General features: G+C 63.2%; 22 protein-coding genes and 1 pseudogene. 18 read left to right on the plus strand and 5 right to left on the minus strand.

All coding sequences use genetic code 11. From position 1 onward, the window contains the following. The first annotated feature begins 76 nt into the window (after positions 1 to 76). The 7 genes from NL528_RS04095 to NL528_RS04125 all read left to right on the plus strand — a co-directional run bounded on the left by NL528_RS04095 (position 77) and on the right by NL528_RS04125 (position 8,603). On the plus strand, positions 77 to 1,249 hold the full coding sequence (locus NL528_RS04095; protein WP_309181439.1) for an ABC transporter substrate-binding protein: 1,173 nt from the start codon (positions 77 to 79) through the stop codon (positions 1,247 to 1,249). 221 nt (positions 1,250 to 1,470) lie between these two features. Next, positions 1,471 to 2,388 carry a branched-chain amino acid ABC transporter permease gene (locus tag NL528_RS04100; RefSeq protein WP_309181440.1) on the plus strand — a complete coding sequence of 306 codons (918 nt, stop codon included), beginning with the start codon at positions 1,471 to 1,473 and terminating at the stop codon, positions 2,386 to 2,388. Next, a complete protein-coding gene (locus tag NL528_RS04105; protein WP_309181441.1) occupies positions 2,385 to 3,332 on the plus strand; it encodes a branched-chain amino acid ABC transporter permease in 948 nt (315 codons plus the stop codon). Before NL528_RS04100 ends, NL528_RS04105 begins: the two co-directional genes overlap by 4 nt. A 4-nt stretch (positions 3,333 to 3,336) precedes the next feature. Continuing rightward, positions 3,337 to 4,104 (plus strand): ABC transporter ATP-binding protein, encoded by a 768-nt coding sequence (locus NL528_RS04110; protein WP_309184797.1) that lies wholly within the window; start codon positions 3,337 to 3,339, stop codon positions 4,102 to 4,104. Then, positions 4,097 to 4,822, plus strand: coding sequence for an ABC transporter ATP-binding protein (locus tag NL528_RS04115; protein ID WP_309181442.1), 726 nt, complete (start codon positions 4,097 to 4,099; stop codon positions 4,820 to 4,822). Before NL528_RS04110 ends, NL528_RS04115 begins: the two co-directional genes overlap by 8 nt. A 399-nt stretch (positions 4,823 to 5,221) precedes the next feature. Next, positions 5,222 to 7,075 carry a beta-(1-6) glucans synthase gene (locus NL528_RS04120; protein ID WP_309181443.1) on the plus strand — a complete coding sequence of 618 codons (1,854 nt, stop codon included), beginning with the start codon at positions 5,222 to 5,224 and terminating at the stop codon, positions 7,073 to 7,075. Positions 7,076 to 7,130: 55 nt separating this feature from the next. Beyond that, a complete protein-coding gene (locus tag NL528_RS04125) occupies positions 7,131 to 8,603 on the plus strand; it encodes a GH1 family beta-glucosidase (RefSeq protein ID WP_309181444.1) in 1,473 nt (490 codons plus the stop codon). A 147-nt stretch (positions 8,604 to 8,750) separates the two neighbouring features. On the opposite strand, the gene NL528_RS04130 is transcribed toward NL528_RS04125, so the two are convergent. Both NL528_RS04130 and NL528_RS04135 read right to left on the minus strand, forming a co-directional pair. Beyond that, positions 8,751 to 10,187, minus strand: a complete 1,437-nt coding sequence (locus NL528_RS04130) for a glutamine synthetase family protein (RefSeq protein WP_309181445.1) — start codon at positions 10,185 to 10,187, stop codon at positions 8,751 to 8,753. Between the two features lie 126 nt (positions 10,188 to 10,313). Further along, the gene (locus NL528_RS04135; protein ID WP_309181446.1) at positions 10,314 to 11,672 is read right to left on the minus strand and encodes an aromatic ring-hydroxylating dioxygenase subunit alpha; all 1,359 of its coding nucleotides are present in this window, start codon (positions 11,670 to 11,672) and stop codon (positions 10,314 to 10,316) included. Positions 11,673 to 11,795: 123 nt separating this feature from the next. On the opposite strand from NL528_RS04135, the gene NL528_RS04140 reads away from it, so the two are divergent. Next, positions 11,796 to 12,581: an IclR family transcriptional regulator C-terminal domain-containing protein gene (locus NL528_RS04140; RefSeq protein ID WP_309181447.1), complete on the plus strand. Its 786-nt coding sequence runs from the start codon at positions 11,796 to 11,798 to the stop codon at positions 12,579 to 12,581. A 170-nt stretch (positions 12,582 to 12,751) separates the two neighbouring features. On the opposite strand, the gene NL528_RS04145 is transcribed toward NL528_RS04140, so the two are convergent. Further along, a complete protein-coding gene (locus tag NL528_RS04145; RefSeq protein ID WP_309181448.1) occupies positions 12,752 to 13,648 on the minus strand; it encodes a helix-turn-helix transcriptional regulator in 897 nt (298 codons plus the stop codon). Between the two features lie 237 nt (positions 13,649 to 13,885). Between NL528_RS04145 and NL528_RS04150 the strand changes: the two genes are divergently transcribed. The 4 genes from NL528_RS04150 to boxB all read left to right on the plus strand — a co-directional run bounded on the left by NL528_RS04150 (position 13,886) and on the right by boxB (position 19,939). After that, a complete protein-coding gene (locus NL528_RS04150) occupies positions 13,886 to 15,424 on the plus strand; it encodes a benzoate-CoA ligase family protein (RefSeq protein WP_309181449.1) in 1,539 nt (512 codons plus the stop codon). A 121-nt stretch (positions 15,425 to 15,545) separates the two neighbouring features. Continuing rightward, positions 15,546 to 16,361 carry an alpha/beta hydrolase gene (locus NL528_RS04155; protein WP_309181451.1) on the plus strand — a complete coding sequence of 272 codons (816 nt, stop codon included), beginning with the start codon at positions 15,546 to 15,548 and terminating at the stop codon, positions 16,359 to 16,361. A 299-nt stretch (positions 16,362 to 16,660) separates the two neighbouring features. Further along, positions 16,661 to 18,349, plus strand: coding sequence for a 2,3-epoxybenzoyl-CoA dihydrolase (gene boxC, locus NL528_RS04160; protein WP_309181452.1), 1,689 nt, complete (start codon positions 16,661 to 16,663; stop codon positions 18,347 to 18,349). Positions 18,350 to 18,502: 153 nt separating this feature from the next. Next, positions 18,503 to 19,939: a benzoyl-CoA 2,3-epoxidase subunit BoxB gene (boxB, locus tag NL528_RS04165; protein ID WP_309184798.1), complete on the plus strand. Its 1,437-nt coding sequence runs from the start codon at positions 18,503 to 18,505 to the stop codon at positions 19,937 to 19,939. Between the two features lie 176 nt (positions 19,940 to 20,115). Here the strand turns inward: boxB and NL528_RS04170 are convergent, their stop codons facing one another. Next, entirely contained in the window at positions 20,116 to 20,916 is an 801-nt protein-coding gene (locus NL528_RS04170) for an SDR family oxidoreductase (RefSeq protein ID WP_309181453.1), read from the minus strand. A gap of 239 nt (positions 20,917 to 21,155) precedes the next feature. Here NL528_RS04170 and NL528_RS04175 point away from each other — a divergent pair, with 239 nt between their 5' ends. Both NL528_RS04175 and NL528_RS04180 read left to right on the plus strand, forming a co-directional pair. After that, entirely contained in the window at positions 21,156 to 21,413 is a 258-nt protein-coding gene (locus NL528_RS04175; RefSeq protein ID WP_309181454.1) for a hypothetical protein, read from the plus strand. 2 nt (positions 21,414 to 21,415) lie between these two features. Further along, positions 21,416 to 21,607, plus strand: a complete 192-nt coding sequence (locus tag NL528_RS04180) for a hypothetical protein (protein WP_309181455.1) — start codon at positions 21,416 to 21,418, stop codon at positions 21,605 to 21,607. Between the two features lie 6 nt (positions 21,608 to 21,613). Here the strand turns inward: NL528_RS04180 and NL528_RS04185 are convergent, their stop codons facing one another. Then, positions 21,614 to 22,672: a polysaccharide deacetylase family protein gene (locus tag NL528_RS04185; protein WP_309181456.1), complete on the minus strand. Its 1,059-nt coding sequence runs from the start codon at positions 22,670 to 22,672 to the stop codon at positions 21,614 to 21,616. Between the two features lie 328 nt (positions 22,673 to 23,000). On the opposite strand from NL528_RS04185, the gene NL528_RS04190 reads away from it, so the two are divergent. The 4 genes and pseudogenes from NL528_RS04190 (at position 23,001) to NL528_RS04205 (ending at position 26,536) form a co-directional block, all read left to right on the plus strand. Continuing rightward, on the plus strand, positions 23,001 to 24,395 hold the full coding sequence (locus NL528_RS04190; protein ID WP_309181458.1) for an OmpA family protein: 1,395 nt from the start codon (positions 23,001 to 23,003) through the stop codon (positions 24,393 to 24,395). A 2-nt stretch (positions 24,396 to 24,397) separates the two neighbouring features. Continuing rightward, positions 24,398 to 24,694: a hypothetical protein gene (locus tag NL528_RS04195; protein WP_309181459.1), complete on the plus strand. Its 297-nt coding sequence runs from the start codon at positions 24,398 to 24,400 to the stop codon at positions 24,692 to 24,694. Between the two features lie 9 nt (positions 24,695 to 24,703). Then, a pseudogene (locus NL528_RS04200) lies at positions 24,704 to 25,230 on the plus strand (DinB family protein). Between the two features lie 250 nt (positions 25,231 to 25,480). Further along, positions 25,481 to 26,536, plus strand: coding sequence for a lysylphosphatidylglycerol synthase domain-containing protein (locus tag NL528_RS04205; RefSeq protein WP_309181460.1), 1,056 nt, complete (start codon positions 25,481 to 25,483; stop codon positions 26,534 to 26,536). The last annotated feature ends 69 nt before the right edge of the window (positions 26,537 to 26,605 follow it).

Below are 26,605 nucleotides of genomic sequence, written 5' to 3' on the forward strand. Positions count from 1 at the left end.
GGCGCGGGCAGCGCCACCCGGACGGCGGTCACCCGGGCTCGCGGGATATTTCAATAAGTCGAGGAGGGGAAAGAATATGAAAACGGCATTCTGGCTGGCGGGCGCGACGGTGCTGGCGCTGGCGCAACCTGCGCTCGCGGGGGACACCATCAAGATCGGTTTTGTCTCCACCTTCAGCGGCCCGACCGCTGTCATCGGCAACGACATGCGCAACTCGTTCGAGCTCGCGCTCGACCATCTGGGCCGCAAGATGGGCGGCAAGCCGGTCGAGGTGATCTACGAGGACGACGGCCAGAAGCCGGATGTCGGCAAGCAGAAGACCGAAAAGCTGGTGCAGTCCGACAAGGTCGATTTCATTGCCGGCTATATCTGGTCCAACGTGCTGCTGGCGTCGCTGAAGACCGCGGTCGACGCGCAGACTTTCCTGATCTCGGCCAACGCCGGACCGTCGCAGCTCGCCGGCGAATTGTGCTCGCCCTACGTATTCTCGACCTCCTGGCAGAACGACCAGACGCCGCAGGCGATGGGCGTCTACATGAACCAGAAGGGCGTCAAGTCGGTGTTTCTGATCGGCCCGAACTATGCCGCCGGCAAGGACATGCTGGCCGGCGTCAAGTCGACCTTCAAGGGCGAGGTGGTCGGCGAGGAATACACGGTGTGGCCGAGCCAGCTCGACTTCTCCGCCGAACTGACCAAGGCGAAAAACTCGAAGGCCGAGTCGATCTTCGTGTTCTATCCGGGTGCGGCCGGCGTCCAGTTCCTCAACCAGTATGCGCAGGCCGGCATCAAGGCGCAGATCCCGCTCTATACCGCCTTCACCGTCGACGAATTGTCGTTGCCGCTGCAGAAGGACAATGCGATCGGCATTCCCGGCGCGCAGGAATGGGTCAACGACCTGCCGAACGCCGAGAACAAGAAGTTCGTCGAAGACTACCGCAAGAAATATCCGGGCTTGCGCCCGACCTATTACGGCGCCCAGGCCTATGACGCCGCCCAGCTGATCAACAGTGCGGTGGTTGCCGTGAAGGGCGACACCTCGAAAAAGGACGCGATGAAGGCCGAGATGGAGAAGGCCAGCTTCAAGTCGCTGCGCGGCCCGTTCAAATACGGCAACAACCACATCCCGATCCAGAATTTCTACCTGCAGGACGTGGTCAAGGACGCCGACGGCCAGCTCTCGCTCAAGACGGTGGCGACCATCGTCAAGGACGACCAGGATCGCTTCCACGACAAATGCCCGATGAAGTGATTGCGGGCTTTGTCGTTGCGGCGCTCGTCGTTTGCGTACCTCGCCCCGCTTGCGGGGAGAGGTCGGCGCGTAGCGCCGGGTGAGGGGGACTCTCCGCGAGTCCAACTCCGTGGAGAGTCCCCCTCACCCCAACCCTCTCCCCGCAAGCGGGGAGAGGGAGATCAACGAGCGGTGGTGCTTCTGCGCTGCCGCTGTTTTGTTTCAAGCTGATTTAGGAATCCATGCTGGTTCTCGTCGAACAATCGTTGAACGGATTGCAGTTCGGCCTGCTGCTGTTCCTGCTGGCGGCCGGCTTGACGCTGGTGTTCGGCATCATGGACTTTGTGAATCTGGCGCACGGCTCGCTCTACATGATGGGCGCCTATTTCGCCGCGACCTTCGTGGCGTGGACCGGAAGTTTTGTGCTCGGCGTGCTGCTGGCGCTCGGCGCCACGCTGTTGCTCGGCATGGCGCTGGAATTCGTGGCGCTCAGGCATCTCTACGGCCGCGATCATCTCGACCAGGTGCTGGCGACGTTCGGGCTGATTTTGTTTTTCAACGACGCGGTGCGGCTGATCTGGGGTCCGGCGGGTCTGGCGCTGCCGCTGCCGGCGTGGCTGACGGTGCCGGTCCAGATCATTCCCGGCGTATATTATCCGGCCTATCGGCTGTCGATCATCGTCGCCGCACTCGCGGTGGCCGCGCTGCTTTATGTCGTGGTGATGCGGACCCGGCTGGGCATGCTGATCCGCGCCGGTGCGTCGAACCGCGAGATGATCGGCGCGCTCGGCATCAACATCAAATTGCTGTTCACGCTGGTGTTCGGGCTTGGCGCGGCACTCGCCGGTCTCGCCGGGCTGATGCAGGCGCCGATCCTCACCGTGCAGATCGGCATGGGCGAGAACATCCTCATTCTCGCCTTTGTCATCATCGTGATCGGCGGCATCGGCTCGATCCGCGGCGCGTTCCTGGCCGCGATCTTCGTCGGCATGATCGATACGCTCGGCCGTGCATTCCTGCCTGATCTGCTGCGCAAGGTTCTGAGCGGAGCTGCGGCGTCGACCGCGGCACCCGCGCTGTCCTCGATGCTGATCTATTTGCTGATGGCGATCGTGCTGGTGGTGCGGCCGGAGGGGCTGTTTCCGGCCGCCAGGCGATGACTTTTCCGATCACCCCCCGCAATGTCGTCGCGGCGCTCGTCGCCATTGGCCTGTTGTTGCTGCCGCTCTATTCGCAACTGACCGGCAACATCTTCATCCTGACGCTGTTTACCAGGATTGTGATCTTCGCGCTGGCAGCCAGCAGCCTTAATCTCATGATGGGCTATGGCGGCATGATGAGCTTTGGCCATGCCGCCTATCTCGGCATCGGCGGCTATGCAGTCGGCATTCTCGCGTTTGAGGGCATCGGCTCCGGCTTCATCCAGTGGCCGGTGGCGCTTGCGGTATCGGCGCTGTTCGCGCTCGTGATCGGCGCGCTCTCCTTGCGCACCCGCGGCGTCTATTTCATCATGATCACGCTGGCCTTTGCGCAGATGGCCTATTACATCGTCTCCGGCATGTCGCGTTACGGCGGCGACGATGGTCTCACCATCTACAAGCGCAGCAATTTCGGCGGCCTGATCAACCTGTCGAACCGCGTGCAGTTCTATTATCTCTGCCTCGGCTGCCTGTTTGGCGGCCTTTACCTGATGTGGCGCATCATCAATTCGCGCTTCGGCATGGTGGTGCAGGGCGTGCGCTCCAACGAGCAGCGCATGCAGGCGATCGGTTTTCACGCCAACCGCTACCGGCTGGTCTGCTTCGTGATCGCCGGCACCATCTGCGGACTATCGGGCGCGCTGCTCGCCAACAACACCGATTTCGTCAGCCCGGCCGTGATGTACTGGACCCGCTCCGGCGACCTGATGGTGATGGTAATCCTCGGCGGCATGGGCTCGCTGTTCGGGCCTGTGATCGGCGCCATCGTCTATCTCGTGCTGGAGGAATTGCTGTCGCAGTTCACGGAATACTGGGCGATGATCATGGGCCCGCTGCTGCTGTTGATCGTGCTGTTCGCGCGTGGCGGCATCATGGGCCTGCTCGGGAGGTTGCGCCTTGGTTGATTCTTTGGCTGATCCCTTGCTTCGCGTCGAAAAGCTGGTGCGGCGGTTCGGCGGCATCACCGCCACCGACAATCTGTCGCTCGATGTCATGAGCGGCGAGCTGCACGCGATCATCGGCCCCAACGGCGCCGGCAAAACCACGCTGATCAGCCAGTTGACCGGGCAACTGGCGCCGAACTCAGGCACCATTCATTTCGCAGGCCGCGACGTTACCCGGCAGCCCGCCTATCGGCGCAGCCGGCTCGGGCTGGCGCGCTCGTTCCAGATCACCTCGCTGCTGCCGGATTTTTCCGCGATCGACAATGTCGCGATTGCTGCGCAAGCGCATGACGGCCACTCGTTCCGCTTCTGGGGCAATGCGCGCAAGGAAAAACATCTGCGCGACGCCGCGCGCTCTGCGTTGACGCGCGTCGGGCTCGAAGCGCGCGCGGACGTGCCGGTGTCCGAATTGAGCCATGGTGAGCAACGCGAGCTGGAGCTTGCGGTGGCGCTCGCGACAAAGCCGCAATTGCTGTTGCTGGACGAGCCGATGGCGGGCCTCGGCATCACCGAATCGGCGCGCATGGTGGCACTGTTGAAGGAGTTGCGGCGCGAAGTCACCATTGTCCTTGTCGAACACGACATGGAAGCGGTGTTCGCGCTGGCCGACCGCATCACTGTTCTCGTTTACGGCCGCGTCATCGCCTGCGACAGGCCCGATGCGATCCGCAACAATGAAGAGGTGAAACGCGCCTATCTCGGCGATCAGCACGTGGTGGTGGCCCATGGCTGATACTAAGGCTGACACCCTCTTGGAAGTGGACGGCATTGAAACCTGTTATGGCCTGAGCCAGGTGCTGTTCGGGCTGTCGCTGTCGATTCGTGCCGGCGAGATGGTCGCGCTGATGGGCCGTAACGGCATGGGCAAGACCACCACCATCCGTTCCATCATGGGCATGACGCCGGCGCGCGCGGGAAAAATCCGCTTCGGCGGGCAGGAGGTGCGCGCGCTCCCGTCGTACAAGATTGCAAAGCTCGGCATCGGCCTGGTGCCGGAAGGCCGCCAGATCTTTCCCAATCTGACGGTGCGCGAAAATCTGGTCGCCGCGTCCGGCAATCGCCTCGGCAGTCCCGATCCCTGGACCATCGAAAAGATCCACGCGCTGTTTCCGCGGCTGGCCGAACGTGGCAGCAATATGGGCGTGACGCTGTCCGGCGGCGAGCAGCAGATGCTGGCGATCGGCCGCGCGCTGATGACCAATCCAAAACTCCTCATTCTCGACGAAGCCACCGAAGGCCTGGCGCCCCTGATCCGCGAGGAGATATGGAACTGCCTGTCGATGCTGAAAGCACAGGGACAATCGGTGCTGGTGATCGACAAGAACGTCGGCAACCTCGCCCGCATCGCCGACCGGCATTACATCATCGAGCGCGGGCGCGCGGTGTGGAGCGGGACCTCGGCGCAGTTGATCGCGGAGCCCGATCTGCAGCACCGGTACCTGGGGATTTGAGGCGCGGATTTCAGCCGCGATGCCGGTTCGAAGAAGACATCTCTCGCTCGCCCACACTGCGTGCAGCGGGATTGAGAGCTGCAGTCCGCGCATAGCCGGCGATGGGCTCGTAGCCGACCACGTTGCGATGCAGCGGATCGGCCGCATATGGCCATGGCGATTCCCGAGATTGTTGGAAGTTGAAGGACGCTGATATACTCTTTTTGGTCAAACTTGGATGTTCATTGGGGTCGCGTGCGGTTAACTCGTCAAGCCAGCTTTAGCGGGTCTCTGTCAGGCTGAAGCATGTCAAATGGGGTCTTCAATTGCTTTTTGGGCGTCTGGGGTGGTTTTTCGCAGGCGTCGGCGGCGCGAACGTCGAGCAACCCTTGGTCCTGATCTAGCCGAAGGCATTGCGCGATGTTCCTCGATGGTCCCGCCGAGCTCAGATCTGGCTTATCGAGCCGCTCGACGACCGGCGCCTACCGCCGTGGGGCGCCGATCGCGTTTCTGGCGCCCCTTGTGCTTTTCCTGATTTCCATGGGCCTCATTGTCATGGCCTGGGGCTGGCTGGCCGCGCCGCTGCCGCTGGATCATGCGGCTGTCGATTCCGCGAAGAAGCTGGATTGCGTGTCCTACGCGCCGTTCCGGGGCCAGCAGACCCCGTGGAATTCGAAGATCATCATCAGCCCGGAGCAGATCGCGGAAGATCTCGGCCAACTCGCCAGGATAACCGGCTGCATCCGCACCTACTCGATCGAGAACGGGCTGGACAAGGTACCCGAACTCGCATCAAAGGCCGGGCTGAAGGTCATTCTCGGCATCTGGCTCGGCCGCGATCGCGCGAAAAACGCATCGCTGATCGAGACCGCGGTCACGCTGGCCAAGGCGTCTCCCGGCGTCGTCACCTCGGTCATGGTCGGCAGCGAAGTGCTGCTGCGCGGAGAAATGACCGTGTCGGACCTGCGGGCCGCGATCCGCTCGGTCAAGACTCGCGTCAGCATTCCGGTGAGCTACGCCGATGCCTGGGAATTCTGGCTGCGCTACCGGGAGATCGGCGACGACGTCGATTTCGTGACGATTCACATCCTGCCCTATTGGGAAGACATACCGGTGCGGGCCGAAGACGCGGCGGCGCATGTGATCCACGTTCACAGGCAACTGGCCCTCGCCTTGCCCGGCAAGGAGATCCTGATCGGCGAGGCCGGCTGGCCAAGCCAGGGACGCATGCGCGACGGTGCGCTGCCGTCTCGCGTCAATCAGGCCCGTTTCTTTTCCGAACTGCTCGACTGGGCCGGTCGTGGAAACTTTCGCCTCAATCTGTTCGAGGCCTATGACGAGCCGTGGAAGCGTCAGTGGGAAGGGACGGTCGGCGCCCATTGGGGCCTGCTTGATGGAGATAGCCGTCAGCTGAAGTACTCGTTCGGATCCGCCGTCGGCAACTATCCGTTCTGGAAGCTGCAACTGGCAGCCGGGCTGGCTTTCGGTTCTTTCGTCTTCGCAGTTGCGCTGTTGACGCTGTGGCGCCGGCGATCGGAAGCCGGATTGGCGCCATGGCTGGCTGTGGCAGCGACCGCTACCACAGGTGGAATTCTGCTCGGCCTCGCGGGCGAAAAGGCCTTTTATGAAAGCTACGGTTTTGCGGGCTGGCTCAATCAGGGATTGCTCCTGGCTGCAGCAACCGTTTTGCCGCTGTTGTGCTCCAGCGCGTTGATGGCCGGGCGTCCGCTGCCGGCCTTTCTGGAATTGGTCGGCCCGCGCGAGGGCAGAACCCGATCGGTGGCCGCGCTGGTCCTGGGGTTCTCCTTCATGGCGAGCACGCTGGTCGCCGTGGAAATCGCGCTCGGCCTCGTGTTCGACCCGCGTTCACGCGATTTCCCGTTTGCAAGCCTGACCATGGCGGTTGTGCCGGTCTGGACCGTCACGCGGCTCAACCCTCGAAAATCGGAAATTGGCGCCGTCACCGAGGCGGTGTTCGCGGGCCTGTTCGTGGCTGCCGCGCTCTATGTCTTTTTCAGCGAAGGGGCCAGCAACTGGCAATCGCAGTGGACCTCGGCGGCGTTTTTCCTGTATGGCGCCGCGCTGTGGCCGTCGCGTTCCGTTGCCGTCTTGAGCATGCTGCCGAGTCTGTCGGGCGTGTTCCCGAAGACGCTGCGCAAGGATGAACTCGCCACTCAGCCGATTGCTGTCGCTTCCGTCCCGCCGCCGAAATCGCAGGCGGGCGCAGCCGCGGGATTCGTCGCGGCGACGTCAAAGGTCGAATGCGACAAATAGCCGTTGCGCTGGCGCAATGGTCGGGGTCCCAAGAGCAAAGTTCAGGAGTGAAGTCATGTCGTCGAACGGACTGTCGCGGCGCGATTTTGGCAAGATGGCTGGATCGGCGGCGCTCGGCCTGTCGACGGTGTCAGCCCAATCCGCCGATACCGGCATCGCACGGCCCACCGGCCAGAACGCCATGTTGGCTTTTCCGGGCGACTTTCGATGGGGCACGGCGACCTCGGCCTTTCAGGTCGAAGGCGCCGTCAACGAAGACGGACGCGGTCCTTCGATCTGGGATCGTTTTACGCACCTGCAAGGCAAGATTGCCGATCACAGCACTGCCGATGTCGCCGACGACCATTTCCATCGATACAAGGACGACGTCCGATTGATGAAGGCGCTGGGAGCCAGGACCTATCGCTTCTCGATCGCGTGGCCGCGCGTTTTCCCGGAAGGCCGAGGGGTGCCAAATCCGAAAGGCCTCGATTTCTACAATCGGCTGCTCGACGAACTCCTGGCCAACGGCATCGAGCCGTTCGCCACCCTGTACCATTGGGATTTGCCCCAGGCGCTGCAGGATCGCTATGGCGGCTGGATGTCGCGCGACACTGCAAAAGCCTTTGCCGATTATGCGGGTTATGTCGTGGAACGCCTGAGCGATCGTGCAAAGCACATTTTCACGATCAACGAATGTTCGCGGCTTGTGCATCTCGGTCACGGTCTTGGAATTGACGCTCCGGGCTTGAATCTATCCGAGGCCGGGATGAACCAGGTTCGTCACAACGTAGCACTGGGACACGGTCTTGCCGTGCAGGCGATCCGCGCGCGCGGCCGGGCGGGGACCAGGGTGGGCCTCGCCGAGAACATGGTCACCTGCGTACCCGCGATCGAAACGCCCGCGAACATCCACGCCACGGAGATCGCGACGCGCGAACTCAATGCCGGCTATCTGACTGTCATCCTCGAGGGGAAATACACCGAAGGCTTTCTGGCGCAGGCCGGAAAGGATGCGCCGAAATACACCGCCGACGATCTCGGCATCGTTTCATCCCCAATCGATTTCGTCGGACTGAATGTCTACAAGCCCGACCATTACGTCCTGGCCGCCGATAATGCGCGCGGCTTCACCCTGGCGCCGTTTCCCGCGTCGTTCCCGCATATGGATGCGTCCTGGCTGAGGGTCGGTCCGGAGGCGATGTATTGGGCGCCGCGGCATGCGGCGAGGATCTGGGGCGTAAAATCCATCTACATCACCGAGAACGGGACACCAGCGACGGATGAGGTGGCCGCCGACGGCAATGTCTACGATCTCGACCGGATCATGTATCTGCGCAACTATCTGCTCCAACTGCAGCGCGCGACGTCGGAGGGCGTGCCCGTGGCCGGCTACTTCCTGTGGAGCCTGATCGACAATTTCGAATGGGCGGATGGCTACCAAAAGCGCTTCGGGCTCTACCGGGTCGACTTCGACACGCAGGCCCGCACCCCGAAACTGAGCGCCTCGTTCTACCGCGAAATCATCAAGCAGAATGCGGTGGTCTAGTGGGCCCGCCAAACCACTTTTCGTCATGGCCGGATTTGACGAATAGTGGGAACGAATGTCATTCCGGGGCGCGCGCAGCGCGAACCCGGAATCTCGAGATTCCGGGTCTGGTGCTAACGCACCATCCCGGAATGACGTGGTATGCCCTCAAAACATCTCGAAATATTCGCGATGCTCCCAGTCCGACACCTCCGCCTGAAACCTCTCGATCTCGGCGTTCTTGATATGAATGTAATAGTCGACGAACTCCGCGCCCAGCGCCCCGCGGAAAAACGGATCGTCGTTGAGCGCGAACACCGCCTCGTGCAGACTCTTCGGCAGCAGCGCTGCCTTGGCTTCGTACGGCGTATCCGCCGACGGCCCGGGATCGAGCTTGCGGTCGACGCCGTCGAGACCGGAAAGGATTTGCGACGCCATGTAGAGATAGGGATTCGCCGCCGGCTCGCCGATCCGGTTCTCGAGCCTTGTTGCGCTATCTCCGGGGCCGCCGAGCACGCGGATCATGACGCCGCGGTTGTCGCGGCCCCAGATCGCGCGGTCCGGCGCCAGCGAATAGGTGCGGTAGCGTTTGTAGCCGTTGATGGTCGGCGTCGTGAACACGGCCGAGGCGCGGGCGTGCTGCAAAAGCCCGGCAAGCCAGGCGCGGCCGAACGGCGTCAGCACCTCGCTGCCGTCCTTGGACATGAACGCGTTCTCGGCGCCCGCGTGCGACACGATCGACTGATGCAGGTGCCAACCCGACGCGAACACGTTCGGCAGTTTCGGCCGGCACATGAAGGTGGCGTGGTAGCCGTGTCGTTGCGCGATCTGCTTTACCGCCGAGCGGAACAGCACCATGTTGTCGGCGGGGTTAAGCCCCTTGGTCGGCTGAAAGGTGAATTCGCACTGGCTCGGGCCGAACTCGACCTCGACCGATCGCAAGGGCAGCCCGAGCGCCAGCACGTCGCGGCGGATGATTTCCAGCGCCGGCTCCATCTGGTCGTAGCGCTGCTCGGTCAGATATTGATAGCCCTGCGAGAGCAGGCTGACCGACGGCGGCGTGCCCGGCTGACCGGCATCCCCCGGCGCCATATGCGCGTTTTCGAGCTTGAAGAGGTGGAATTCGACCTCGAGCCCGGCGACGAAATCATATCCGCGCTGGCCGAGTTGATCGAGGACGGAGCGATAGAGATGCCGGGTCGCGAACGGCACCGGCCGTCCGTCGTTGAAATAGAGGTCGCACAGCACCCATCCCGTGGCGGGCGCCCATGGCAGCACGCGAAACGTGGTGGGATCCGCCACCATCAGCACGTCGGCGGCGCCTTCCATTTCCTTCATGCCGAAACCGCCGCCGGATGTGAACACCGGAAACACCGTGCGGTGGGAGGTGTCCTTGGCGAGCATGGTCGTGGTGATCGAACAGCCGCTTTCGAGCGAGGCAATCGCCTCGCTCGCCACCAGCGTCTTGCCGCGCAAAATGCCGTGCTGATCCGGAAACGACAGCCGGATCGCTTCGAGATTTTTCTCTTCGACGATTTTGCGGAGACGGCTCGCCGCCTCCTTCTGCTCGCTCGACCACAGGCCGTGACGCTCGACGAAACTCAACGCGTCACCTCCTCTTCGTCATTGCGAGCGCAGCGAAGCAATCCATCGCTCCAAGGAAAGAAAGAATGGATTGCTTCGTCGCTGCGCTCCTCGCAATGACGGCAACTCCATTTTGAACCAGACGCATCACTCCGCCGCCGACAGATGGCGGATCTTGTCGGATATCTCACCTGGCACCGGCGCCGCCCAGGGCGCACCGCGGCGCCGCTTGACGTCGACTTCCATCCAGAATATTTCCCAGCCGCGCGTCGGCCCGATGCCGTCCATGGTCGCCGGCCCCTGGATGCTGCGCGCGTGGGCGTCGTCGAGGAACATGAACGGCTTCTCGCCGCCCAACACCTTTTCGATTTCCTGCCGCAGCAGGCGGCGATATTGCACGATCGCCTTGTCGGAGGTGCCCAGATGTTCGTTGGTGCGGTCCTGGATCGCGCCCATGGATTCCACCGCCCACTGGTCGTGCACGTTGATGTCGGCGCCCATGCCGGTATAGGTCTCGGTCGCCTGTTCGTGCGGATCGAACCCGTAATCGTTCGACTTGTTCTTGCGCGATTTGTAGTCGGGCAGTTCGTAGAGTTCGAGCCGCTGGTCGCGCATCTTGTTCTTGTCGACCGGCGTCGTGTAGCTGGTGAAGATCGCGTACCAATAGCAGTTCTCGTCGTCGACCGGGATGTGCCACTGCGTGATCGTCATCTCCGTGCTCATCGGGATGACGAAACCGTGCGGGAAGAGCTGGTTGGTGACGCGCACATGGGTACGCTCTTCATCCAGTTCGCGCAGCGCGATCAGGCGCATGCCGTATTCGGTGTGCTCGACATTGATGATCGGGTTGTCGTATTCGCGCAGGATCCTTGTCATCGGCATGTCGCTTCCGGCGGATGCGCCGCGGAACTGCTTGCCGTAAGCGCCGGAGGTATCTTCGTCCTCGAAGAAGCGATGCAGGAACGAGGCGTGCGCCGGATCGATGCCGACTTCGAGCGCCTGCAGCCAGTTGCAGTTGATGTGGCCCTTGAACGCAAAGGTGTGGCTGTCGGGCGCAACGAAGCAGTCGATCTCCGGAAACGCCGGTGGCGCGCCTTCGCCGAGATACGCCCAGAGGATGCCGCTCTTCTCGACCACGGGATAGGAACGCTGCTTGATGCCTTTGCACAGCGTCGAGCCTTTTGGCTCGGCCGGCGTTTCCAGGCACTGGCCGGTCGCATCGAACAGCCAGCCGTGAAAGGCGCAGCGCAGGCCGCCATTTTCCAGCCGGCCGAAGGCGAGGTCGGCGCCGCGATGGGCGCAATGGCGGTCGATCAGGCCGTAGCGGCCATTCTCGTCGCGAAACAACACCAGGTTTTCGCCGAGCAGTTTGACCGGCTTGACCGGCCGCGGCCCCGCCAGCTCGTCCACCAGCGCCGCCGGCTGCCAGTACATCCGCATCAGCTTCCCGCAGGGGTCTTGTCGCCCGGTGCGCGTGATCAGGTCGTTCGCTTCCTGGCTCATCATGGCGGCGCATCCTTCGGTCGGGAGCTATCTTGTTCGCCTATTGAACTTATGGGCGAATTATGACATGCATCTGCGGGACGGCAAGCACAATCTTTGACCGGCGCGAGCGCCGTGGAGCGCGACATGCCAAAGCTGAAGCGCGGCGATAGCGACGAGCGTGCCACCGACTTTGTCGAGAGTCTCGACCGCGGTCTGCGCCTGCTGCAGAAATTCGGCACCACCACCGGCCCGATGACGTTGAGCGACCTCGCGCGCGCCGCAGAGCTGCCGCGGGCGACCGCGCGACGCATCCTCTTCACCCTCGAACGCGCCGGCTTTGTCGCGACCGACGGCAAGCTGTTCACGCTCACTCCGCATGTGCTGACCCTGGCCGCGTCATTTTTGCGTTCGAGTCAGGTGGTGACGGTGCTGCAGCCGGTGCTCGACCGGATCGCGGCATCGGCGCAGGAGATCAGTTCGCTCGCGGTGCTGGATGGCGAGGAGGTCGTGTTCATCGCGCGCGGCAGTCCTGCGCGCATGTTTTCGGCAGGCCTCGATATCGGCTATCGCCTGCCTTCTTTCTGCACCTCGGTCGGCCGCGCTATGCTCGGCCGGTTCGACGATGCCGAACTCGCGGCAAGACTGGCGGCGATGCACCGCGCGCCGATGACGGCGCATACGGTGACCGATCCCAAATTGCTGCTCGCCGCCATCATCGCCGACCGCGCGCAGGGCTATTCGCTGGTCGATCGCGAGGCCGAACCGCATTTCCGTTCGGTTTCCGTGCCGATCCGCCGCTATGACGGCGCCATCATCGCCGCGATCAACATGGGCGCGCATGTCGATCGCGTCTCGGCCGCTGAAATGATCGACCGGTTCCTGCCGCTGCTGCGCGAGGGCGCGGAACAGGTGAAGTCGATGTTGCTGTGATGGAGGAGCAAATTTCCGGATGCGTTCCCCGGATGCTGCGCAGCACCACCAGCGCGTTTACGCGCGTCTTTGACGCGCTATGGTGATGCGCCGCCGATCCGGGGTCCATCGGGATGGGTCCCGGCTCTGCGGAGCAGCGTTGCACGCTGCATCGCGTCGGGACACGAGACTTAGCCCCGCGCGAACATCCGCGACTCGTTCTGCAGCACCGGCGCCACCGCGTCGCTCAGTCGGGCTGCCGCCGCGTCGACGCTGAGCCCCGCCGTGTCCACCACCGCCGACGCCCGCGCATAGAGCGGCTCGCGGCTCAACAGGATGTTGCGCAGCTCGGCCATCGCCGAGCGATCGTCCGCCATCGGGCGCAGATCGCCCTGGCGGCGCACCCGCGCCATGTGTTCTTCCGGCTCGGCCTTCAGCCAGATGGTGTAGAACGACGACAGGATCAGGTCGAAGGTCAAAGGCTCGGAGACGATGCCCCCGCCGGTCGCCAGCACCATCAATTCTTTCCGTGCCAGCAATTGGGTCAGCGCTGCCTGCTCCATGCGGCGAAAACCTTCCTGCCCGTAGAGCGCGATGATCTCGGCAACGGACAATCCGTTCTGCGCCTCGATCTCCTTGTTCAGTTCGACAAAGCTCCAGCCGATCTTTTTAGCGAGCATCTTGCCGAGAGTGGATTTGCCGGCGCCGCGCAGGCCGATCAGGGCGATGCCGGAAAACGACAGATGCCGCTGCGCCGACGCTGCGCCACCGGCAAGGACGTTCTTGGCTTGTGCGATCTGGCCGGGCGACGCTTTCCGCAGGAGATCGCGGATCACGGCCCAGTCGGGCACCGGCTCGGCGGCGGGAATGAGATCTTCCAGATGCGCGCCCATCGCGTTCGACACCCGGCGCAGCAGCACGATCGAGACGTTACCCTTGCCGCTCTCGAGCTGCGCGATGTAGCGTTCGGAAATGCCGGAAACTTTTGCGAGCACTTTGCGCGACATGCCGCGCAGCGCGCGCATGGTGCGCACGCGCTGGCCGAGCTGCTCCAGGAAATCGATTTCGGGATCGCTATTTTCGGTCATATCCCCCCGTAGCGTTTTCGAGCGAAGTGGGCACCGGTTCGCGTGAAGAAAACGCGTCAAACCAAAAGACCAGGGTCGGGTTTTGACGCAGTCTGAGCCCGACTCTAGGAAACATAATGCCGATGAGGATTGACAGCAAGCGCGTGGAGTGGCTTTCTATGAATTATAATTCTTAAAACCGGGGAGAAGCGTCGTGGCGTGCTTTACGCTTGGGGAATTGGGCTGGAGGGACGTGGCATGAGCGGCAGTTCCTACAATGCGGTGACCTGGTTGCTCGACCGCAATGTCGATGAGGGTCGCGGCGAAAAACTCGCCTTCACCGATACCGTTTCCGAACTCAGCTATCGCGGCCTGCAGAAGCAGAGCTGCCGCGTCGCCAACATGCTGCGCCGGCTCGGTGTCCGCCGCGAAGAGCGCGTCGCCTTGATCATGCTGGATACGACGGATTTTCCGGCGGTGTTTCTGGGCGCGATCCGCGCCGGCATCGTGCCGGTGCCGCTCAATACGCTTTTGACCTCCGATCAATATGCCTACGTGCTGGCCGATTGCCGCGCGCGCGTGCTGTTCATTTCCGAAGCGCTGCTGCCCGTGGTGAAAGACATGGTCGGGCGGATGCCCGATCTCGAGCATGTCATCGTGTCCGGCAACGACGCGCACGGCCACAAGAAACTGTCCGACGAGCTGGCGCGCGAAAGCGATACATTCGCGACCGCCGCGACCCATCCCGACGAGCCGGCGTTCTGGCTGTATTCGTCGGGCTCGACCGGCATGCCGAAGGGCGTGCGGCATCTGCATTCCAGTCTCGCGGCGACCGCGGAAACCTATGCCAAGCAGGTGCTCGGCATTCGCGAGGATGACGTCGGGCTTTCGGCGGCAAAACTGTTCTTCGCCTATGGCCTCGGCAACGCGCTGACGTTTCCGATGTCGGTCGGCGCCACCACCGTGCTCAATTCCGAGCGGCCGACGCCGGCAACCATGTTTGCGTTGATGAACAGATATAACCCCAGCATCTTCTTCGGCGTGCCGACGCTGTTTTCGGCGATGCTCAACGACGAGACGATGAAGCATGAACGCGGCGGCAACCGCTTGCGGGTCTGCACCTCCGCCGGCGAGGCGCTGCCGGAATCGGTCGGGAACGCCTGGAAGTCACGCTTCGGCGTCGACATTCTCGACGGCGTCGGTTCGACCGAGCTGTTGCACATCTTCCTCTCCAATGCGCCCGGTGACATCAAATACGGCACGTCGGGCCGTCCGGTGCCGGGCTACAAGGTGCGGCTGGTGAACGACGCCGGCGACGATGTACCCGATGGCGAGGTCGGCGAGCTGCTCGTCGATGCGCCCTCGGCCGGCGAGGGCTACTGGAACCAGCGCAGCAAAAGCCGCCAGACATTTGCGGGCCACTGGACCCGCACCGGCGACAAATACATCAGGGATGCCGACGGCCGTTACACCTTCTGCGGCCGCTCGGACGACATGTTCAAGGTTTCCGGCATCTGGGTGTCGCCGTTCGAGGTCGAGAGCGCGCTGATCACCCACCCGGCCGTGCTCGAAGCCGCCGTGGTGCCCGAGGCCGATCCGGAAGGGCTGTTGAAGCCGAAAGCCTTCGTCGTGCTGCGCGCGGACAGCAAGACCGAGGGGCTGCATGAGGCGCTGAAGGAACACGTCAAGCAGAAGATCGGCCCGTGGAAATATCCGCGCTGGATCGATGTGGTGGAGAGCTTGCCGAAAACGGCGACCGGAAAAATCCAGCGGTTCAAGTTGCGGGAACGTAATTGAAGTCGTCATTCCGGGGCGCGCGCGAGCGCGAACTAGGTGCGCAATTGCGCACCAGAGAATCTCGAGATTCCGGATCAGCTCGCTTCGCGATCTGTCCGGAATGACGGAGTGAGAATACACCATGACCACCCTCTCCCCCTCCGGCTTCCTCCGCATCGGCGCGTCCGATCTCGAATACCGCATGATCGGTCCGTCACCCGAGCAGGCGCCGACCATTGTCATGCTGCATGAAGGCCTCGGCTCGGCGGCGCTGTGGGGCGATTTTCCGGAGAAGCTGCAGGCCGCCACCGGCGCCGGCGTGTTCGTGTACTCCCGCGCCGGCTATGGCGCCTCGTCGCCGGTCACGCTGCCGCGGCAGCTCGACTACATGCATGTCGAGGCGCTCGATGTCCTGCCGAAGCTCCTGGACGCGATCGGCTTTCGCCGCGGCCTCCTGGTCGGCCATTCCGACGGCGCGTCGATCGCGGCGATCTACGCCGGCAGCCATCAGGATCACCGCGTGCAGGGCATGGCGCTGATCGCGCCGCATTTCATTGTCGAGGATATCTCGGTGACCTCGATCGCCGAAACAAAGACTGCCTACGAGACCACGAACCTGAAAGAGAAGCTCGCCCGCTGGCACAAGGATGTCGACAACGCCTTCTATGGCTGGAACGGCGCCTGGCTCAATCCGAAATTCCGCACCTGGGATATTTCCGAATTCCTCGCCTATATCCGCGTGCCGATCGCGATCCTGCAGGGTGTGGATGACCAGTATGGGACCATGCGCCAGGTCGAGATCGCGCGGGAAGAGTGCTATTGTCCGGTCGATGTGACCTTGATCCCGGGGGCGGGACACCAGCCGCATCGGGAGGCGCCGGGGGCGACGCTGGATGCGATCTCGGAATTCGCAAACGCGGTTTTGCGTGTCGACGGTTCGCAAGGGCGGGCCGCCTAGGCCATTGGGTGTCGGGCGGGCTGGCGCATTGGCCGGAGCCAGGATCGGGATCACGTCCCGATGATCGCGCCGCCTTCAGCCGCCGCAGATCTGCCGCTGCCGCGATGGGCCTATGTCCCCGGCGCGGCCGCAGCTCGCCAAGACCGATTGGGTGGCTTTCGGCGCCGTCAGCCGGACATGAAACAAAATGCATGTTCCGGCGTTTTAGACTAGACTAACCCGAAAACATGCACTATTGTGCATGAAACTGAGCAAGGCAGCCGAACAAGTTAAGCCAACAAAAGCGTCAGGGTGGCCCAATGGCAGGCGAAAATCGCGTTCTCGCAGGCGGCGCGAAATACATCGATTTTCAGACCGATCCGTCGCGCTACCGGCACTGGAAGCTCAACGTCGCTGACGATGTCGCGACGCTGACCATGGATGTCGACGAGAATGCCGGGCTGTTCGAGGGCTATCAGCTCAAGCTGAATTCCTACGACCTCGGCGTCGATATTGAACTGGCGGACGCCGTGCAGCGGCTGCGCTTCGAGCACCCGCAAGTGAAGGTCGTCGTGGTGCGCTCGGGCAAGAACCGGGTGTTCTGCGCCGGCGCCAATATCCGCATGCTGGCTGGCTCGACCCACGCGCACAAGGTCAATTTCTGCAAATTCACCAACGAGACCCGCAACGGGCTTGAGGATTCATCCGAGAATTCCGGCCAGCGCTTCATCAGCGTGGTCAACGGCACCGCGGCCGGCGGCGGCTATGAGCTGGCGCTCGCCACCGATCACATCATGCTGGCCGACGATGGCGCCGCCGCCGTGTCGCTGCCGGAAGTGCCGCTGCTGGCGGTGTTGCCAGGCACCGGCGGCCTGACCCGGGTGGTCGACAAGCGCAAGGTGCGCCGCGACCATGCCGACTTCTTCTGCACCATCGAGGAAGGCATCAAGGGCAAGCGCGCGGTGCAGTGGCGGCTGGTCGACGAGATCGTGCCCAGCAGTAAATTAGATGCCAAGGTCGCCGAGCGCGCGAAAGAATTCGCCGCCGCCTCCAGGCGCAACGGCAACGGCAAGGGCGTTGTCCTGACGCCGCTCAACCGCACCATCGACGAAAACAGCATCCGCTACGGTTTCGTCAGCGTCGACATCGACCGCGCCGCGCGCATTGCCACCATTTCGATCAAGGCGCCTGAAGCTGCTCCGCCAGCCGATATCGAGGGCCTGATCGGGCAGGGCGCGTCGTTCTGGCCGCTGCAGGTCGCGCGCGAGCTCGATGACGCGATCCTTCATTTGCGCATCAACGAACTCGAAACCGCGATGCTGGTGTTCAAGTCGCATGGCGAGCGCGCCAACGTCGTCGCCTGCGACGCCTTCCTCGAAGCCAACAAAGCGCACTGGCTGGTCAACGAGATCAGGCAGTACTGGAAGCGGGTGCTGAAGCGCATCGACGTCACCTCGCGCACGCTGGTGACCTTGGTCGAGCCCGGCTCCTGCTTCGTCGGCACGCTGGCCGAACTCGTGTTCGCCGCCGACCGCTCCTACATGCTGATCGGCCAGAAGCAGGGCGACAACCGCGCCCCGCCGGCGATCGAACTGACCGCGATGAATTTCGGCCCGTATCCGATGAGCCACGGCCTGACCCGGCTGCAATCGCGCTTCCAGGCCGATCCAACGGATATCGACCGCGCGCAGGCCGCGATCGGCAAGGTGATCGATGCCGAGGAGGCCGAAGAACTCGGCCTCGTCACCTTCGCGCTCGACGATATCGATTGGGACGACGAAGTGCGGGTGTTCTTCGAGGAGCGCACCTCCTTCTCGCCTGACGGCCTCACCGGGATGGAAGCCAATTTGCGCTTCGTCGGGCCGGAGACGATGGAATCGAAGATCTTCTCGCGGCTGACGGCGTGGCAGAACTGGATCTTCCAGCGTCCCAACGCCGTGGGCGAAGACGGTGCGCTGCGCCGCTACGGCACCGGCCAGAAGGCGCAGTTCGATATGACGCGGGTGTGATTTCGTGTCCCGGGCGCTGCACGGCACGTCAGTGACGCGCTGCAGAACCGGGACCCACATCGCCACTGAATAGGTCCCGGCTCGGCGGCGCACCGCTTCGCGCTGCACCGCGTCCGGGACACGAGACCACCAAAGGAGCACGCCATGAACTTCATGAACGTCGATTACTCGACCAAGATTCCCAACAACGTGAATCTCTCGGAGGATCGCCAGGTGCTGAAAGCGCTGGAGGGCTGGCACCCCGGTTACATGGACTGGTGGAGCGACATGGGCCCGGAGGGTTTTCAGCAGTCGCTGGTTTACCTGCGCACCGCCTATTCGGTCGATCCGCGCGGCTGGGCCAAGTTCGACTACGTCAAGATGCCGGAATATCGCTGGGGCATCCTGCTGGCGCCGCAGGAAGAGAACCGCGTGATTCCCTTCGGCGAAAATTACGGCAAACCCGCCTGGCAGGAAGTCCCGGGCGAGCATCGCGCCACCTTGCGCCGCCTGATCGTGATCCAGGGCGATACCGAACCGGCCTCGGTCGAGCAGCAGCGCCATCTCGGCAAGACCGCGCCTTCGCTCTACGATCTGCGCAACCTGTTCCAGGTCAATGTCGAGGAAGGCCGCCATCTCTGGGCGATGGTCTATCTGCTGCAGAAATATTTCGGCCGCGACGGCCGCGAGGAGGCCGATGAGTTGTTGCGCCGTCGCTCCGGCGATGCCGATAGCCCGCGCATGCTCGGCGCCTTCAACGAGGCCACGCCCGATTGGCTGTCGTTCTTCATGTTCACCTACTTCACCGACCGCGACGGCAAGATGCAGCTGCACTCCCTGGCCCAATCCGGCTTCGATCCGCTGTCGCGCACCTGCCGCTTCATGCTGACCGAAGAGGCGCATCACATGTTCGTCGGCGAGACCGGCATCAGCCGCGTCGTGCAGCGCACCTGTGAAGCGATGAAGGCGGCCGGCATCAGCGATCCCACCGATATCGCCAAGGTCCGCGCGCTCGGCGTGATCGATCTGCCGACCATCCAGAAGAAACTGAACCTGCATTATTCGCTGTCGCTCGATCTGTTCGGTTCGGAAGTCTCGACCAATGCGGCGAACGCCTTCAACGCCGGCATCAAGGGCCGCTACAAGGAAACCCAGATCGACGACGACCATCAGCTCAAGAACGCCACCTATCCGGTGCTCAAGCTGGTGAATGGCGAGGTCAAGCGGGTCGACGAGCCGGCGCTGACTGCGCTCAACATGCGGCTGCGCGACGATTACACGCAGGATTGCGCCAAGGGCATGCTGCGCTGGAACAAGATCATCTCGACATCGGGCTATCACTTCAAGCTGACGCTGCCGAACGTCGCGTTCCATCGCCAGATCGGCGAGTTCAGGGATATCAACGCCACTCCCGAGGGCGTGCTGATCGATGACGCCACCTGGAACCGGCGCAAGGGCGAATGGCTGCCGTCGTCGGATGACGGCGACTTCATCGCCTCGCTGATGACGCCGGTCACCGAGGCGGGCACCTATGCCTCCTGGATCTCGCCGCCCAAGGTCGGCATCGACAACAAGCCCGGCGACTTCGAGTATGTGAAGATCGAGACGTGATCTTGCTTACCTCTCCCCGCTTGCGGGGAGAGGTCGGACTGCGAAGCAGTCCGGGTGAGGGGGTACAGGTTTATCGATAGATCGCAACGCGCGGAAAGAGCCCCTCACCCCAGCCCTCTCCCCGCGAAGAGCGGGGCGAGGGAGCGCACCCTCCGTCGCAGCAATCGTCCCCGCCCTTACCCCGCGATCTCAAGTCCGGCATTGGCGTAGACGACGCCGCCATCGACGGCGATGGTGGTGCCGACCACATAATCGCCCGCCCTCGACGCCAGATAGATCGCGACGCCCGCCATATCCTCATCGGTTCCGACGCGCCGGGCGGGCACCCGCTGCGCCACCTCGTCGGCGTGATCGCGCGCCGCGCGATTCATGTCGGACTTGAACGCGCCCGGCGCGATCGCCGTGACATTGATGTTTTCCTTGATCAGCTTGGTCGCCATCCGCCGCGTCAGGTGGATCACCGCAGCTTTGCTCGCGGCATAGGAATAGGTTTCCCCCGGGTTGACGAAGATGCCGTCGATCGAGGCGATATTGATGACCTTGGCGGGCCGTTCATGGCTTGCCGCCGCGCGCAGCGGTTTCGCCAGCGCCTTGGTCAGGAAGAACAGCGACTTGACGTTGAGGTCCATCACCTTGTCCCAGCCGCTTTCGGGAAATTCGTCGAACTCCGCGCCCCAGGCCGCGCCGGCATTGTTGACGAGGATATCGAGCTTCGGCTCCAGTTTGATAATTTCGCCGGCAAGCTTGTCGCAGCCCGCGACTGTCGAGATATCGATCGGCAGCGCGATGCATTCGCCGTCATACGCGGCTGAAAGTTCTTGCGCGGTTGCTTCGCAAGGGCCGGCCTTGCGCGCGGTGATGTAGACCTTCGCCGCGCCCTGCGCCAAAAACCCCGCCGCGATCATCTTGCCGATGCCGCGCGATCCCCCGGTTACGAGTGCGACGCGGCCTTTGAGTGAAAACAGATCCTTGAACATGACGCCTCCCTTGATTTGCGGACGGTTTTGGGCGCGAGGGTTCCATGAGTCAAGCAGGGGGACTCTTCCCGTCTCCGACCAGGGGAGAAGGCAAGTTCCGCGCGCCCGGCCGGAAATCAAGCAAACCGCAAGGACAAATAAAGCTAGCGGCAAAGCAAAGCGCGACGACTCGCTGCATATCTCCGGTTGCAACCATCAAGCAACCAAACGGCGTCAGTGCCGGCTCCACGGAGGTTCCTGTGCCAAATCCAACAATCGAATGGCGGTTGCCTCATCGCGATGCCGGCGGTCCGCAGATGCCTCCGACGAGCCGTGCGGAAGCGCCGATATTTTTGGCCATGGCGTCAATGCTGAACGGCTTCTTTGTCGCGATCCTGGTCTCGCTGCACCAGTCGCGGCGGCGTCACGCGCGCCGCATCGTCCGGGAGCATCGGCATCTGGTCGCCGCGGCGCGGAACGAAGCTGACGTTCCGAAAATCGCGATCCGGAGGTCATGAAAATGTCAGTAAATGAAGGGCCGTTCCGGGCGAAGTCGTCCGCCCGGCTTCCTGTGGTGGGTGAAACCGGGCTGCTGGCAACGATCGCGGCTGCGTTTTTGATTTTCCACATCCTGGCCATGATCTTGATGCAGGCAACTGCCGGCGTCGCCACACCAACGCAGGAAGCGGCAAGGCCTTCTTCCTATGACTGACCTCGTCTACGCCGCGTCGATGCGGCGAAAGCCGTTCCACACCGCGGTCGCGGCGCCGGAGGTCAGGACCGGCAGGATGCGCGCGTCCTGATAATTGCCGTTGAGCGAGACCCGCTGCAGCGCGGTCAGGTGCGCAGCACTTTCCGGGAAGATCATGCCCGGCCGTGTCGTCACCGCGGTCTTGAATCCGGATGCCCGGGTCAGTGCAAATTCGCGCCGGCCGGCGGCGATCCGGTCGCCGTAGGGATAGGCGAAATGGAGCACGGGCTTTTGCAGCGCCGCTTCGATCCGCGCGCGGCTGGTGTCGATCTCGCAAGCGGCGGTCGCCTCCGACTGCCGCGCCAGATTGCAATGCGTGATGGTATGCGCGCCGATGGTGACCAGCGGATCGTCGGCGAATGCCTTCAACTCCTCCCACGACATGCAGAGGTCGCGGGCGATCGTGGTCTCATCGACGCCGTGCCGCGCGCAGAGCGCGGAAATCTCGCGCTGCAAATCATGTTCTCCCGGCAACGCGCGCAGCCAGTCATGCAGCCGGTCGAACGCGGTCTGCTTGGCCGCCGGCGTCGAGGTATCGAAGCGGGTGATGATCCCGCCGATCGGGGCCTCGATCGCGGTCGCCCCGGCGATCACTTTTTCCAGCGCCACCCACCACAGCCGGCCGCTGCCGTCGGCGAAATCGCTGGCGACATAGACGGTGAGGGGCGCGTCAAATTCACGCATCACCGGAAGCGCGAAATCGCGGTTGTCACGATAGCCATCGTCGAGGGTGAAACAGGCAAAGCGCCGCGCGAAATTCCGTTCGGAGAGCCGCTGATGCACTTCGTCCATGGTGACGATATCGATGTCGAGCTGACGAAGATGCGCCAGCATCGCGTGCAGGAACGCCGGCTCGACTTCGAGGTGACGGTTGGGCTGGAACTGGGCGCTGCCGCTGGGGCGGACGTGGTGCAGCATGAAAATCGCGCCCACGCCCGCGAAGATTGGTCGCAGCAGGTAGTGCGCACCTGAGAAGTAAAGCGCTTCCAGCCCGGCGCGGATAACGGTGTTGCGGAGCGATTTCATCGGGCGCGGCTGGCCGGGTTGGAGTGCTCGCCGAAATTAGCGAAAGACCACTGAAGAAACGGTTAGCCGGATAGAATATCCGCACCCCTACCCCTTTGTGGTATTTCGGGTTTGACAGCCTCGCAAGGGTTTGTTTTCTCTCCGTTCCGGTGCCGCCGATTTGACGTTCCTGCACTGGTGCCGCGAATTCGCGTCAGGAACGTCAAATCGACAAGCGGCACCGGAATCATGGTTTTTGCTGGCGCCCCGTTTCCGAAGTTGGTGCCAGGGGATGCAGCAATAGCTGAAGAACTTCGGAAACGGGGCGCCAAGTCCCGCAGGACATCGAATGCACGGACTTTTCAGGTGGAGTAGCAAATGGTGGCCGGGTGTGATTCCGCTGGTCATCTTTTGGGTCATCGCCGCCTGGACCAGTACCGAACCGCTGGAAGCTGACCTCGCCCAGCGTTCGACTGCGGCGCTGAAGGATACCGTCCTCGACAAACGGAGGATATCGGTCGCCGGCCGCGACGTGACGTTTGCGGCCGACGCGTTCTCCGAAGACGGCCGTCAGAGTGCGGTGGCGTCGGTGGAAGCCGTGCCGGGCGTGCGGCTGGTCGAAGATGAAACCCGCCTGGTGCCCGAAGCCAAACCGTTCGTCTGGTCGGCGGAACGCGACGTCGTCCGGGTGCGGCTCGGCGGCAGTTCGCCATTGCCGGCGAGCAAGGGCAAACTGGTGGAGGCGGCGCGCGCCAGTCTTGGCGGTGTCGAGGTCGTCGATCAGATGAATCTGTCGCGCGGCGCGCCGCCGCGTTTCGACAATGCCGTGTTGCTGCTGCTCGACCAGATCGGCAAACTGAAAGACGGCAAGATCACGCTGTCGGATACCAAGGTCAGCCTTTCCGGCATGGCGCGCGAGCTTGGCGGACGGGAAGCGATCGCGGCGGCGCTGAAAAATCTCCCCGAGGGTTACTCGGTCGCGGCCAACGACATCAAGGCGCCGCCCTACATCTTCCAGGCCTACAAGGATCCGGTCGCGGTGACGCTGACGCTGACCGGCTATGTGCCCGACAACAATGTCCATGCGGCGCTGGTGCAGGCGGCGGGCCGCAAGTTCTTCAGCGAAAAGGTCGTCGACAATCTCAAGGCGAGCGTCGGCGCGCCGTCGGGCTTTGCCAACGCGGTGGTGCCCGCGCTCGGCGCATTGTCGCGGCTGTCGACCGGCACGCTTGTCGTCTCCGACCGCGAGGTGAAGCTGTCGGGCGACGCGCTTTATGAGGCGGCGGCCAACCAGATCCGCGCCGGTCTCGGCAAGGACTTTCCGCCGGGCTGGCAGTACAAGCCGGAAATCTCGGTCAAGCCGGCGGCGGCGCCGGTGGATGCGACCGTCTGTCAGCAATTATTCGCCGAATTGCTCGGCAAGGGAAAGATCCGGTTTGAATCCGGGAAGGCCGACATCGTGGCGGATTCGGCCGGCCTGCTCGACCGCCTGATCGAGACGGCCTTGCGCTGTCCGACGTCCAATATCGAGATCGCCGGACATACCGATACCGACGGCGAGGAAGCGTCCAACCGGACGCTGTCGGAAAAGCGCGCGCAGGCCGTGACCGATTATCTGGTCAAGGCGGGCCTGCCCGCGGACCGGTTCACCCCGGTCGGCTATGGCAGCACGCAACCGGTTGCCGGCAATGATACCGAAGAAGGCAAGGCGCAAAACCGCCGCATCGATTTCGTGGTGAGGTAGCGATGGTTTATCTGACGACATTCTACTGGGGCTGGCTCCTGGCGTCGCTGCTGCTCGGCCTGGCGATGGGCTGGATCTCGGTGGTCCAGCGCGGCCAGGGCGTCTCGAAAACGCTGGCGCGCTGGCTTGCGGTGCTGGCGGCGGCACTGGTTGCGGCAGCGTTCGCGCGAATTGTCCCCGGCCGCTTCGGCTACTGGCTCGACCTCGGCCTCGTGATGTTCGCGCTTTACCTATGTGGTTGCGCGGTCGGATCGTGGCTGCGCGACCGGGTGGTTTCGCGCAGCGCGCCCGTGGGCTGAGATCTGGCCATGACCCTGACCGCCCATTATCGAATGCTCGGGCATTATAACGCTTGGGCCAACGCGCGGCTGTACGACGCCGCGGCGCGGCTCAGCGCCGAGCAATATCGCGCCGATCGCGGCGCGTTCTTCAAATCGGTGCACGGCACGCTCAATCATCTCTCAATCATCTCTTGGCGACCGACCGGATCTGGATGCAGCGCTTCACCGGCGAGGGCGACGCGCCGGACCGGCTGGATGCGATCCTGTTCGGCACGCTCGCCGAACTTCGCCCCGCGCGCGAGGCCGAGGACCGGCGCATCATCGATTTCGTCGACCAGCTGGACGATGCCCGCATTGCCGGCACGATCAGGTACCGCCGCGTCTCGACGCCGGAAGTGTTCGAGCAGCCGCTGGGGCCGGCGCTGGCGCATTGGTTCAACCACCAGACACACCACCGCGGCCAGGTCCACGCGCTACTGACCGGTCTGGCCGGCCAGGCGCCGGAACTCGATCTGTTGATCTACCAGCGACTTTCGGCGAAATCCGCCGCCTGACGGTGCGCCCTGCCCGCGCAAAGCCGGTGGCTCCGGTGTTTTACGACCTTGTTCAGGGCGCGGGAATGCAGCAAAACTGTGCAGTCGCTGTCACGAATTCCGCCTAATATGTTGAAGAAGCGTGTTTTATTTGTCGTCAGGCGAATTCCACTCCGGCTCAAAACGCGCTACCAGAGGGGGCAGGGAGCAGCGTAGCGTCGGCGGGGTCCGCCCGGCAGCCGTCGTCGCGAGATCGCCATTCGAGGTCTAGATGCTGGAAGCAATACGCAGAGCGGTCTCGTTTCTGCGCCAGAAGCAAATCCTGCACAAGCTGGGGGTTGTGGTCAGCATCACGGTCATCGCCATCGCGTGCTATGTGCTCTACCACATGCTCCGCGGTATCGACTCCAATGAGGTGATCGAGGCCATCAAGTCGACCGAGCCGCGCCAGATCTGGCTGGCGGCGCTGTTTGTCGCGGCGGGCTATTTCACCCTGACATTCTATGACTGGTTCGCGGTTCGCGCCATCGGCCACGGCAACATTCCCTACCGCACCAACGCGCTCGCCGCCTTCACCTCCTATTCGATCGGGCACAATGTCGGCGCCAGCGTCTTCACCGGCGGCGCGGTGCGCTACCGGATCTATTCGGCCTGGGGGCTGAACGCGATCGACGTCGCCAAGATATGCTTCCTGGCCGGGCTGACCTTCTGGCTCGGCAATGCCGCGGTGTTGGGAATGGGCATCGCCTATCACCCGGAGGCCGCTGCTTCCATCGACCAGCTTCCGCCCTGGCTCAACCGCGTGGTGGCGTTCGCGATCATCGTGGCGCTGGTGGCCTATGTGGTCTGGGTCTGGACCCAGCCCCGCCGGGTCGGCCGCGGGCCATGGACGGTGTCGTTGCCGGGCGGTCCGCTGACGCTGCTGCAGATCGCCATCGGCATCGTCGATCTCGGGTTCTGCGCGCTGGCGATGTATGTGCTGGTGCCGGACGAGCCCAATCTCGGCTTTGTCGTCGTCGCTGTGATTTTCGTTTCGGCGACCCTGTTGGGCTTCGCCAGCCATTCACCCGGCGGGCTTGGGGTGTTCGACGCCGCCATGCTGGTCGGCCTCTGGCAGATGGACCGCGAGGATCTGCTGGCCGGGATGCTTTTGTTCCGCGTGCTCTATTATATTGCGCCGTTTGTCATATCTGTAATCTTGTTGACGTTTCGGGAAGTTATCCTGGGTGCGCGACTCAAGCGCCTGCGCCAGTTGACGCCCGGCCCCGACGCCAAGCCGCGACGTGAGGCGGTCTATGTGCGCGAGCGTGGAGACACCGGCGCCTGACAAGCGGCCCAAAGCGTTTTTGCGCGAGGTGGGCCCCGGTTCGCGTGAAGCAAGCGTGTCAGAAATGAC

Origin of the sequence: Bradyrhizobium sp. Ash2021 (assembly GCF_031202265.1) — a bacterium.
Taxonomy (GTDB): Bacteria; Pseudomonadota; Alphaproteobacteria; order Rhizobiales; family Xanthobacteraceae; genus Bradyrhizobium.

Bases quoted from the DNA above. Each gene is read 5' to 3' on its own strand.
- NL528_RS04095 (WP_309181439.1), top strand. From the start codon at position 77: ATGAAAACGGCATTCTGGCTGGCGGGCGCGACGGTGCTGGCGCTGGCG.
- NL528_RS04100 (WP_309181440.1), top strand. From the start codon at position 1,471: ATGCTGGTTCTCGTCGAACAATCGTTGAACGGATTGCAGTTCGGCCTG.
- NL528_RS04105 (WP_309181441.1), top strand. From the start codon at position 2,385: ATGACTTTTCCGATCACCCCCCGCAATGTCGTCGCGGCGCTCGTCGCC.
- NL528_RS04115 (WP_309181442.1), top strand. From the start codon at position 4,097: ATGGCTGATACTAAGGCTGACACCCTCTTGGAAGTGGACGGCATTGAA.
- NL528_RS04120 (WP_309181443.1), top strand. From the start codon at position 5,222: ATGTTCCTCGATGGTCCCGCCGAGCTCAGATCTGGCTTATCGAGCCGC.
- NL528_RS04125 (WP_309181444.1), top strand. From the start codon at position 7,131: ATGTCGTCGAACGGACTGTCGCGGCGCGATTTTGGCAAGATGGCTGGA.
- NL528_RS04135 (WP_309181446.1), bottom strand. From the start codon at position 11,672: ATGATGAGCCAGGAAGCGAACGACCTGATCACGCGCACCGGGCGACAA.
- NL528_RS04140 (WP_309181447.1), top strand. From the start codon at position 11,796: ATGCCAAAGCTGAAGCGCGGCGATAGCGACGAGCGTGCCACCGACTTT.
- NL528_RS04145 (WP_309181448.1), bottom strand. From the start codon at position 13,648: ATGACCGAAAATAGCGATCCCGAAATCGATTTCCTGGAGCAGCTCGGC.
- NL528_RS04150 (WP_309181449.1), top strand. From the start codon at position 13,886: ATGAGCGGCAGTTCCTACAATGCGGTGACCTGGTTGCTCGACCGCAAT.
- NL528_RS04155 (WP_309181451.1), top strand. From the start codon at position 15,546: ATGACCACCCTCTCCCCCTCCGGCTTCCTCCGCATCGGCGCGTCCGAT.
- boxC (WP_309181452.1), top strand. From the start codon at position 16,661: ATGGCAGGCGAAAATCGCGTTCTCGCAGGCGGCGCGAAATACATCGAT.
- boxB (WP_309184798.1), top strand. From the start codon at position 18,503: ATGAACGTCGATTACTCGACCAAGATTCCCAACAACGTGAATCTCTCG.
- NL528_RS04170 (WP_309181453.1), bottom strand. From the start codon at position 20,916: ATGTTCAAGGATCTGTTTTCACTCAAAGGCCGCGTCGCACTCGTAACC.
- NL528_RS04180 (WP_309181455.1), top strand. From the start codon at position 21,416: ATGTCAGTAAATGAAGGGCCGTTCCGGGCGAAGTCGTCCGCCCGGCTT.
- NL528_RS04185 (WP_309181456.1), bottom strand. From the start codon at position 22,672: ATGAAATCGCTCCGCAACACCGTTATCCGCGCCGGGCTGGAAGCGCTT.
- NL528_RS04190 (WP_309181458.1), top strand. From the start codon at position 23,001: ATGCACGGACTTTTCAGGTGGAGTAGCAAATGGTGGCCGGGTGTGATT.
- NL528_RS04195 (WP_309181459.1), top strand. From the start codon at position 24,398: ATGGTTTATCTGACGACATTCTACTGGGGCTGGCTCCTGGCGTCGCTG.
- NL528_RS04205 (WP_309181460.1), top strand. From the start codon at position 25,481: ATGCTGGAAGCAATACGCAGAGCGGTCTCGTTTCTGCGCCAGAAGCAA.